Source organism: Desulfobaculum sp. (assembly GCF_054921475.1).
On the sequence record NZ_JBUDSW010000129.1, the window covers coordinates 1 to 9884 of the forward strand.

Sequence of the window (9884 nt, forward strand, 5' to 3'; positions counted from 1 at the left end):
CCGCCGCGCCAGCGATGTGGCCGCCGCAAGCAAAGTGCAGGCCCGAGTGGCGCAGGAGCAGGCCGCGCACGAGGCGGACGCGGCCCGGCAGGCCGCCGAGGCGGCAGCCCGCGCCCTTGCTGATGCGGGCGGCGCAGGGGAGCGCGTTCTGCACGAGGCCGTAATGGACCTTGTGACGGGCACGGCCTCGCGCCCGGCGGAGACGATGTGGTGCGTCACCGGACTGGATGCCCGGGCCTGCGCGCGTAAGGGCACCATGGAAACGCCCTTTGGCACGGCGCTGTGCATCTGGCTGGAGGGCTTCCTGCACGGGTATGCCGCCGGCGGCGAGATAGGCAGTCTGGAGGGCTTTGACGACGACAAGCAGATAACGCTGTCGTGGGGCGGGCACCATTACCGGGTTATGCACTGCCTGTTGCACGAGCGGTTCCGCCAGACCCGTGTGACCCTGCACCCCATGTACACGTCCTATGGCTCGAACTACCCGACCAGCAGTGAAAACATGGTGCTGACGACCTGCGAGCGCTGCGCCGTGGGCAATGTGGCGCCGCATCAGCGCATCCACCGTGAGCTGTATACCTCGGACCCGGTGCGCCTGTGTCTGCTTGGGGATACGATTTGGGATGACCTGTCGCAGAACTTCGTCTGGACCACACCGCCTGACGGCATCACCATGGATGAGGACCTGACCCTGCACCTGAGCGCCGATGGCGAGGTTGAAGTGACGGCCAAGGGCACGGCGTACAGGACGCAAAACCTTATGGAGCTGGACGTTCAGCTGACGGCGGGTTCCATTCATGTGCTGATGCGGGATGCGGACGGCAACCTGCGCACGCGGGTGTGCGATATCCCGGCGGATGTAACGGGCAAGGTGCCGGTGATGCTGCCTGTTGGAGACAGAGAGGGCAGCATTGTCATCCGGACCGGCGCAGGGGGCGCGCAGGGGACTGTGAAGGTGCTTGGCATTTGGCAGACCCTGGGCAAGGACGTCAGCCCCATGCCGCTTATGCAGGGGGAGATGGAGCTTGAGTGCTCCGAAGGCGTTGTCTGGCACAAGGGCAACGGAGAGTACTACGCCGACTACGCGACCGAAGGCCCGCACATTGTGCGCTTGCCCGGAGCGCAATGGGGGCTGAGTTCCGGCACAATGTATTGCATGCAGGTGCGCATGCCAAAGTGCCCCGGACGTGCGAATCTTCGGACCTCTCAGGCGCAAACCTTGGGCCGCCAGTTCGGAGAGGACATGCTGTTCACCTATACCCTTGAGTGTCCGCCGGACAAGGACATGTATCTGTGGCTGGACGGTCCGGGGCGGTACAGCATCAGCGAGTTCCATTTCTATAAGGCGCCCGCCTTTCCCTTTGCCATGCCGGGGCGGCTCAATGCGGGGGGATTCCTCGGCGGGGAGTTGGTCCCCGCAGGCGTCGTCCCCTGCGCTGACGGGGGCGGTACTGTGCGCCTGCGCCCCGGCCGCGGTATGGACCCCGCAGCTACAGGAGCGCTTCGCTTTGTGGGCAATCGCGGGCAGGCGTGGGAGGGGAATCTGGATGGTACGGGCGCTTTGGCCTGCCGCCGCGACCTTGACGCGGCAGAGTTGGAATTTGCTGTGGGGGAATCGCTCCAGCGGCTGGATTTCGATACGTTGGACCATGCCCTGCGAAGCTGCGTGCTGTCTCATGAGGGGCGGGCGCGGCATCGGGCGCACCAGCCTGTGGACATCCGGGACTTCCCGGTACTGCTGCCGGGGCGCAGCGTGTGCGGCGTGATGGATGCCCGTGACGGTTTTGGCGGCGGCCTGCTGGCGGAGTTGATTGACGCCCATCCCTCACCGCAGGGACAGGACAATGCCGGCCTGCGCAGCGCGGCGGTGCACCATACGCGGCTTGGGGCCGGGAAAAGACTGCCCTGCGACGGCGCGCCGTGTGTGGAGTATGCCGCTATGCCCGGCGGCGCGTTTGAGGCAGGGGTGGCCCTGTGGCCGTTTTTGTCGGTGAAGGACGGCGAGTATTGGCTGGTGTGTCTGTGGAAGGAGGTCCGCTGCGCACCCCTTGGCGGCGGCGACATCGCCGCGCATGACGCGGGCGTGGTGGTTGTTCCTGAGAGCGGCCCCTTGCAGGGGCAGAGCATCTGGGCGGGCACAGCGGCGGCAGCGGCCACCAACGCGGCGCTTTTCCCCTTGCCGGATGGAGGCGTTGGCGTGATGAAGAACGGCCTTCTTGAGCCCTTGGCGGAGCACCGCATTATTGGGGGCAGGGCGTTGGACACGGGCACGATGACCGCCCGGGCGGGGAGCCGGGTTGTGCTTGTGGACGACGGCTTTGGGCACATGGTGCACGCGGGCAGCCTTGGCGCGCCCCTTGGCATTACGGCCACATCATAATGCGGGGAGGCCCGCGCCGCACAAATGGCAACGCCGGACTGGAGCGAGGAACTCCAGTCCGGCGTTTTTTCGGGGGAGGACGTGCCCGAGGTTAGAACGTGCCAGTCAGCTTGTAGATGCCGAACTCATTATGCCCAAGGCTTTCGGCCTTGGTCTTCACGCCGTTGCAGGCCTTGACCACAGCGTCAAAGAGCTCCTCGCCGATTTCCGGCAGGGAGACGCCGTCGGTGATGATGCGGCCAGCGTTGACGTCGATGTTGTCGGGCATCTTGGCGTAGGTTTCGGGGTTGCCCGTCACCTTAACGACCGGCGCGATGGGATTGCCGGTAGGCGTGCCACGACCGGTGGAGAAGACGACGACCTGTGCGCCGCCGGCCACCATGCCGGTGATGGAGTCGATGTCCTGACCGGGGGTATCCATAAAGTACATGCCGTGTTTGTCAGCGGCGGGAATTTCGGCGTAGTCCAGCGCGCCCTTGAAGGGGGCGGTGCCGGCCTTGTACATGCAACCGAGGGATTTCTCCTCGATGGTGGACAGGCCGCCGACCTTGTTGCCCGGGGTGGGCTGGCCGCTGCGCAGATCCTCGCCCATCATGATGGCGCGGTCTTCCACACTCTTGACCTGAGCAAGGAACTTGGCGCGCTGGTCGTCTTCCTCAAAGCGCGCGGCGATGAGATGTTCCGCGCCGATGACTTCCGTGGTCTCGCTGAGGATGGCGCTGCCGCCAAGGTCGATGAGCTTGTCGGCCACGTAGCCGATGGAGGGGTTGGAGGCGAGGCCGCTGGTGGGGTCCGAGCCGCCACATTCCATGGCGAGGGTGATTTCGCTGATGTCAAATTCCACCTGCTCCTGCTGGGACAGCTCGCGCGCCATGGGGGCCGCAAGCTCAGCGCCCTTGGCAATGGCCTTCAGGGTGCCGCCGCAGTCCTGAATAACCACATGCTCCACGGGCTTGCCCACCTTGGCGATGTCCTCGGCCACGGCGCTGGCCTGCACGCCGTCACAGCCAAGGCCAACCACCAGCACAGCGCCCACGTTGGGGTTCAGGCCAAAGCCGGTGATGGTCTTTTGTGTCAGGGCAAGGTCGGAGCCAATCTGACAGCAGCCGTGCTGGTTGGGGATGGCCACCGCGCCGGGAACCTGCGCGGCGATTTTGAATGCCGTATCCGCCGCGCACACGGAGGTGGGGATGACCAGCAGGTGGTTGCGGACGCCGTATGTGCCGTTAGCTCTTTTGTATCCGTAAATGGTCATTGCGCTCTCCTTTAGGCGTTGTTTTTGTCGCCGCGGCCGCGGGTGCTTTCGATGTTGTGAACGTGGACGTGGTCGCCGGCGGCAATGGCCTGCGTGGCGTCGCCGATGATTTCGCCGTACTTGTAGCAGAGGCCGCCGACGGGGATGTCCGCGATGGCAATCTTATGGAACACGGGGATGTCCATGGTGGCGGTCACGGTGATGTCGTCGATGGTGATGGTTTCGCCTTTGTGAATGGGGCGCAGGCAAGTGACGACGTTGTCCTTGCTGCTCATGTGCAACGCTGCATTCATGGGAGTGTCTCCTTGTGAGTAGGGTTGGTGGCCGGGTGGCGAACCACACGGCGTAAAATGACGTAGGGCTGCCGTTAGGCGTGGGCCGTGAGAGTGGTCTGGGCCTTACGCCGCTCGTACCTGTCGAGGAAGGTGACAAGCAGGGGGCAGAGGATGGCGGTGACGATGACGGCGGCGGCAACCTGTACCGTTGCCACGGCGGCCACAGCGCCAATGGTTGGGTCTGCCGCGGCAATGGCGGCGGGGGTGGCGGCGGAGTTGCCCGCACTGGTGCCAACGGCCGCGCCAACCTGCGGGGTCTTGGAGCGGATGAGCTTCATGGCAAAGTAGCCGGCCAGACCGGTGATAAGGGTGTTGGCCACGCCAAGCAGAATGCCGGGAGCGCCAGCGGTGACGAACTGGTTCAGGTTCAGCGCCGCGCCAAGGGGGAAGGCAAAGAAGGGAATGGTGATGTCCACCGCGGGGGCGAGCCAGTCGCGCAGTTCGGTATCAAGGTTGCCGACAATGCAGCCGACGATAATGGGGAGCACCGCACCCAGCAGCATAACCAGCGGAATTTCGGCCAGTCCGGTCATGCCGAAGGCCAGCATGGTGAAGAAGGGGCCGTCGTTGATGGACAGAATGGACAGGGCGCCAACGTCGCTGGAGTCGCCAAATTCACCGGCCAGCGCGGCAAAGAGACCGCTGTTGGAGTTGGTCAGCGAGGCAACGACGGCAAGGGGGACGATGCCCATGATGCCGGCCGGACCGCACAGCTTGCTGACCAGGACGCCAAGCAGTGCGCCGAGGGCCACCTTGGACGCCGTGAGCGCGGCGCCCTTGGCGAGGGGTGTGCCCACCTGCCGGACATTGATCTGCGCGCCGGTACAGAACATGAAGAAGGCGAGAATGGGCATGGCGCCGTCTTTCCAGAGGTAGGTGCTGAAACTGCCAAGTTCCAGAAAGCCGGGAAAGAAGGTGTTGACGATGACGCCCAACAAGAGGGGGACGATCATCAACCCGCCAGGAATTTTCTTGATTGAAGCCAGGATACGCATTGCAACTCCTCCAGAAATATGAATTTTCTGGAGCAGTAACAATATGCGTGCCGAAGTGAATTCGGCATGTATTTCAGGGGTTTACAAGATGCGCGGTGTTTTGTGTTTCATTTTGAGACGTGGCGTTGTCTCAGGATGAAACATATGTCGCAATGTGAAACCGGCTACGGCTTGAGGTGTCGCCACAGGGTGGAGCGGCTGATGCCGAGGATGGTGCACGCCTCTTGGACATTGCCGCCTGTGCGGTCAAGGACGCCGCGCATGTAGGTGTGCATCATGGTGCGCATGCTGGGGAGGGCGTCCAAGGGGGCGTCTGGGGCGGGAAGGGGAGAGCAGGCGGCCGGGGCGGCGGATGCTGTGGCCGCGGCGGCGAGGGGCGAGGTTTCGCCCTCCAGCGCCTTGGCGACGCTCCCGAGGATGACGCTGCGCTCCATCAGCCCCTTGAGCTCGCGCACATTGCCCTTGTAGGGGCGCGAGCTCAGCTGGGCGCAGGTTTCTGGTGCCAGCCGGGGCACGGGCCTTGCGTATTTGGCGGCGTACCGGGCCAAAAAGTGCTCCGCAAGGCGGATGATGGCCCGGGGGCCAAGCTCGCGCAGCGATGGCAGGTGCAGGGTCAGGACGTTGATGCGAAAGAGCAGGTCGCGGCGGAATTTTTCCTCCTCCACCATCAGCTCCAGCGGCCTGTTGGTGGCGCAGATGATGCGGACATCCACGGGAATAATCTTGTCACCGCCGATGCGCATGATTTGATGCTCCTGCAAAACGCGCAAAAGCCGCCCTTGCAGTTCCAGCGGAATTTCGCCGATTTCATCCAGAAACACCGTGCCCTGATGGGCGAGCTCAAAGATGCCCGCCCGGCCCTTGCGCCGCGCGCCCGTGAAGGAGCCACTCTCGTGCCCGAAGAGTTCCGCCTCAATAAGTGAGGGCGGAATGGCCGCGCAGTTGATGGCGACAAAGGGACCGTTGCGGCGCGGGCTGGCATTGTGCAGGCTCTGGCAGAACAGCTCCTTGCCGACGCCAGATTCGCCCGTGACAAGGAGCGGCGTGTCGTACAGGGCATACTGTTTGCCCGTGTCGATGCACTCGGCCATTGCGCCGGAGTCGTGGATGATGTCGTCAAAGGTGTGCTTGGCGGTGAAGCCTCTGTCCGAGAGCTCGCGCCGGATCTTTTGCTCCACGCTTTGGACTTCCGTCACGTTCTGGATCGTCGCCACCGCGCCGACGACTTCTTCGCCAATGAGGACGGGGGCGCGGTTCACCACAAGGTTGTTCCCCTCAATGGTCAGCACCTGTCCCACACTGGGGGTGACGTTTTCCAGCGTGAGCAGCAGTTCGCACTGGGGAATGGCGTCGTGCAGCATGCGGCCGAGGACAGCCTCCTTGCGCACGCCAAAGATGCTCTCCGCCGCGTGGTTGAAGATGGAAATGCGCCCGCCCTCGTCAATGGCGATGATGCCCTCGTGCACAAAGTCCGTCACGGTGAGGATTTGCTGGGCGCGCTGCTGGCGGCTGCGGATGGAGGCATAGAGCTTGCGCGCCTCCTGTATGGAGCGGTGGATGGAGCTTTTTTGCGAGGTAATCTGGATGCCGAGGTGCCCCAGCTCCTCGGAGACGGTCTTGACGTTGGAGTCGCCGATGAAGGTCGTGATGCCTGCCTCACGGTAGCGGGCAATGGCGGTGGCGATGTCATCCTTGCGCTGGAGTTCGATCTTGACGATCTTCATGGGCAGCAGGGTCTTGAGGATGTCGAACCCGTAGATGACGTGGCTGTGCCCCACAACGCCTATGGATTCCTCCTGCCCAATCTGGCTCATGATGGGCGCGAGGCTTTCCACAATGTCATACGCGCTGACCGGTATCTCCACCGCCGGGATGTCCAGCTCGTTTTCAATCATATTATAGGTCCACCCGCGCGACACAACGACGGACGCACCCTGCGCCTGCCCCTTGCGGGCCATTTCCAGCCCTTCCTGCATGGTGGCGAGGACCACGTCTACATCATCGTATCCGTATTCCTGAACAATACGAACCGACTTGTCATAGACGTCCTGAAGGGGGGCGACGACGAGGATATCTTTCATGGCAGACCTTGCGGAGTGATAACGCGTTGAGGGTGAGGCTGACGCGGCGGCGCACTCTGGGCGCAGCGGGCCGTATGGCAAAGCCTTCCTGTAGACTGGTGTGGAACAAATGTCGATGCGTGGGGGCGCAATGTGGCATGAGCATCAGGGCGTGCTTGAGGAGCGCTGACGCGGACGAACCTTGTCGGCCAATTGGCGCGTGGATTGCCACGTCGGGGACCAATTGGCGAACACAAAAAAGGGGCTAGAAAGATAAATTTCTCTCTAACCCCTTGGGATTGCTGGTGGACCAAGTAGGATTCGAACCTACGACCATCCGGTTATGAGCCGGGGGCTCTGCCAACTGAGCTATTGGTCCCTTTGATGTGCGAGCGGGTTCTATAGCTGCAAGAATTCCGCTATGTCAAGGATTTGGTCGCGAGGGGCAGGAGTTTTCCTGCTAGGAGGCGGCTTCCTTGGCGGTTTTCTTCACGTGGTTTATGGCTTGGCGTGCGGCAAGCGCGCCTTCGCCAACGGCCACGGCTATTTGCAGAAAACGTCCAACGCAGTCGCCCGCGGCGTAGATGCCGGGGAGGTTGGTGCGCTGGTTCTCGTCGCTCTTAATATAGATGCCCTCGCGCTCAAGGCCAAGGGTCCAGGCAAAGTCACTGGCCGAGGCCTCGCCCATGGCGATGAAGATGCCGTCCACGGCAATGCTTTCGCCGTCGTCAAAGATGGCGCGCTCCAAGGCGGGAGAGCCTTCAAGGGTGGTGACTTTCTTTTCAATGATGGGGATGCCCGCTTCGTCCAGCCGGGCGCGGAAGTCATCGGTCATGGTCAGCGCCTTGCCCTGCGAGCATAGGGTGACGTCGCTGGTGTAGTTTTTGAGCTCAAGGGCCTGATTGACGGCGTAGTTGCCTTCGCCCAGCACCATCACGGGCTTTTGCTTGTAGAAGAAGCCGTCGCAACTGACGCAGTAGGAGATGCCCTTGCCGTCGTAGTCGTCCAGATTGGAGATGCCGGGGCGCACGCGGGAAACGCCAGCCGCAAGGATGACGGAGCGCGCCATAAAGGTGCTGTGCTCGGTTTTGACCTCAAACGCGCCGTCCATGCCATGATGGATGCCCAGCACGCGCTCGGTGACGAGGTCCGCTCCGAACCGCTCGGCCTGCTGCCGCCCGCGGGCCATGAGTTCGGAGCCGGTGACCGTCTCGTCAAAACCAAAGTAGTTGTCGATGTCGTATTCCCCGTCAATTTTCGGGGGCATGCCGACAACGACTGTCTTTATGCCAGCGCGGGCCGTATAGATGGCGGCCGAAAGACCGGCCGGACCTTGGCCCACGATGAGCGTGTCCACAGATTGTGCAGTCGGGAACATGTCAACCTCCCGGAGTTGTTTGTCAAAGGTACCGGATAGGATAAGACATGCCCCGCTTCTGTCAACCGCCTTCCGCCGCAGGGCGACGCGCCGCGCGCGGCGGAAGGGAGCGGAGACGGATTACGCGTACTGCTGGGTCTGCGGCAGCGGCTTCACGCGCCGCGCAAGGTAGATAAAGGGCGTGTCCAGCGCCGCCACAAAAGCCTTAAAGAGGTACGTCGTAAAAACGATTTCCCAAAAGACATTCATCTCAAACACGCCCCAGAAGGCGATGAAGCAGAACACCACGGAGTCCAGCAACTGGCTGACAAGGGTGCTGACGTTGTTGCGCAGCCACAACAGCTTGCCGCCGGTGCGCTCCTTGAGCCTGTGGAAGGCCCAAACGTCGTGGGACTGGGAGATGATGTAGGCCGTGAGGCTGGCAAGGGCCAGACGCGGCATGAAGCCGAAGATGGCCTCAAGGTGCGGCTGGGCGAAGTCCTGCGGCGAGGGAGTAAACTGCAGCGCCAGCTGCATGTAGCCCGTCATGATGACAAGCGACACAAAGCCGAGCAGAACGCCGCGTTTGGCTTCCTGCTTGCCGTAAAACTCGCTCAGGAGGTCGGTGGACAGATAGACGCTGGCGTACAGAATGTTGCCAAGCGTGGTGGTCAGCCCGAAAAGCTCCACAGTCTTGATGACCTGAAGGTTCCCGAGGATGAGGTTGAAAACGATGAGGGCGTACAGCCCCGGACGACCAAAATGCCGGAACAGGAGGACCACGAGAGACAGGTCAACCACGGCAAAAGAGAGCCAAAGAATCTCGTTCATTGTTGTCTCCGGAGTTAGATTTAGAAGGAGGGCGGCCTCCTTCCCGGCGGGATTGCCGGACGGCGGGAGTAGTATCCCCCTTGCCGCTGGTGGTCAAGTCTTCGCTTGCCTCTGCACGCACTGTACACGAAAAGGGCCGCGACACGAAGTGCCGCGGCCCGGTGTGGTTTTGTGAGGGATGAAAGGGTTAGTAGCCCGTTTCGCTCTGTTCCTGCCCGTCGTCCTTGGGGCAGCCGCGCGTGGTGCAGACCATGTTGCGGCCCGAGGCCTTGGCCAGATACAGCGCGCGGTCGGCCTGACGCAGGATGTCGATATTCTTGCGGAATCCGCCCGGGGCGAGGGAGGCGACGCCGATACTGGCCGTTACCGTAAAGTCCCGCCCCTTGTGCGAAAAGCGCATGCGGGCAATTTTGTGGCGCAGGCGTTCGGCAAGGTTCCACGCCTTGTCCTCGCTGGTGTGCGGCAGGATGACCGCAAACTCCTCGCCGCCGTAGCGTGCGGGAAAGTCCATGGAGCGCAGCGTTTCCTGAAGCAGCGCGCCAACTTCGCGCAGGACAAGGTCGCCCGCCTGATGGCCGTAGGTGTCGTTGATGGCCTTAAAGTGGTCAAGGTCCAGCATCAGCAGTGAGATTTCCTGATGATAACGCTGGGCGCGCTTCAGCTCATCCACC

At 62.6% G+C, this 9884-nt stretch carries 8 protein-coding genes and 1 tRNA gene; 1 reads left to right on the forward strand and 8 read right to left on the reverse strand.

The window, feature by feature from the left end; all coding sequences use genetic code 11:
- Positions 1 to 2380, forward strand: a 2380-nt coding sequence (locus tag ACY69P_RS09695; RefSeq protein ID WP_462327315.1) for a hypothetical protein, incomplete at its 5' end; no start/stop codon positions are given.
- Positions 2381 to 2471: 91 nt separating this feature from the next.
- Here the strand turns inward: ACY69P_RS09695 and ACY69P_RS09700 are convergent.
- The 8 genes from ACY69P_RS09700 to ACY69P_RS09735 all read right to left on the reverse strand — a co-directional run.
- Complete coding sequence (locus ACY69P_RS09700) at positions 2472 to 3635, reverse strand: UxaA family hydrolase (RefSeq protein ID WP_462327316.1); 1164 nt, start codon at positions 3633 to 3635, stop codon at positions 2472 to 2474.
- 11 nt (positions 3636 to 3646) lie between these two features.
- On the reverse strand, positions 3647 to 3928 hold the full coding sequence (locus ACY69P_RS09705; protein WP_459899605.1) for a UxaA family hydrolase: 282 nt from the start codon (positions 3926 to 3928) through the stop codon (positions 3647 to 3649).
- Between the two features lie 74 nt (positions 3929 to 4002).
- Positions 4003 to 4965 (reverse strand): 2-keto-3-deoxygluconate permease, encoded by a 963-nt coding sequence (locus ACY69P_RS09710; RefSeq protein ID WP_459899607.1) that lies wholly within the window; start codon positions 4963 to 4965, stop codon positions 4003 to 4005.
- Positions 4966 to 5129: 164 nt separating this feature from the next.
- Entirely contained in the window at positions 5130 to 7046 is a 1917-nt protein-coding gene (locus tag ACY69P_RS09715) for a sigma 54-interacting transcriptional regulator (RefSeq protein ID WP_462327317.1), read from the reverse strand.
- Between the two features lie 282 nt (positions 7047 to 7328).
- Positions 7329 to 7404: transfer RNA gene (locus ACY69P_RS09720), tRNA-Ile, on the reverse strand.
- An 81-nt stretch (positions 7405 to 7485) separates the two neighbouring features.
- On the reverse strand, positions 7486 to 8403 hold the full coding sequence (locus ACY69P_RS09725) for an NAD(P)/FAD-dependent oxidoreductase (RefSeq protein ID WP_459899609.1): 918 nt from the start codon (positions 8401 to 8403) through the stop codon (positions 7486 to 7488).
- Between the two features lie 120 nt (positions 8404 to 8523).
- Positions 8524 to 9213 carry a queuosine precursor transporter gene (locus ACY69P_RS09730; protein WP_404844757.1) on the reverse strand — a complete coding sequence of 230 codons (690 nt, stop codon included), beginning with the start codon at positions 9211 to 9213 and terminating at the stop codon, positions 8524 to 8526.
- Between the two features lie 187 nt (positions 9214 to 9400).
- The coding region (locus tag ACY69P_RS09735; protein ID WP_462327318.1) for a GGDEF domain-containing protein at positions 9401 to 9884 on the reverse strand (484 nt) is incomplete at its 5' end.

Bases quoted from the DNA above. Each gene is read 5' to 3' on its own strand.
- ACY69P_RS09700 (WP_462327316.1), bottom strand. From the start codon at position 3,635: ATGACCATTTACGGATACAAAAGAGCTAACGGCACATACGGCGTCCGC.
- ACY69P_RS09705 (WP_459899605.1), bottom strand. From the start codon at position 3,928: ATGAATGCAGCGTTGCACATGAGCAGCAAGGACAACGTCGTCACTTGC.
- ACY69P_RS09710 (WP_459899607.1), bottom strand. From the start codon at position 4,965: ATGCGTATCCTGGCTTCAATCAAGAAAATTCCTGGCGGGTTGATGATC.
- ACY69P_RS09715 (WP_462327317.1), bottom strand. From the start codon at position 7,046: ATGAAAGATATCCTCGTCGTCGCCCCCCTTCAGGACGTCTATGACAAG.
- ACY69P_RS09725 (WP_459899609.1), bottom strand. From the start codon at position 8,403: ATGTTCCCGACTGCACAATCTGTGGACACGCTCATCGTGGGCCAAGGT.
- ACY69P_RS09730 (WP_404844757.1), bottom strand. From the start codon at position 9,213: ATGAACGAGATTCTTTGGCTCTCTTTTGCCGTGGTTGACCTGTCTCTC.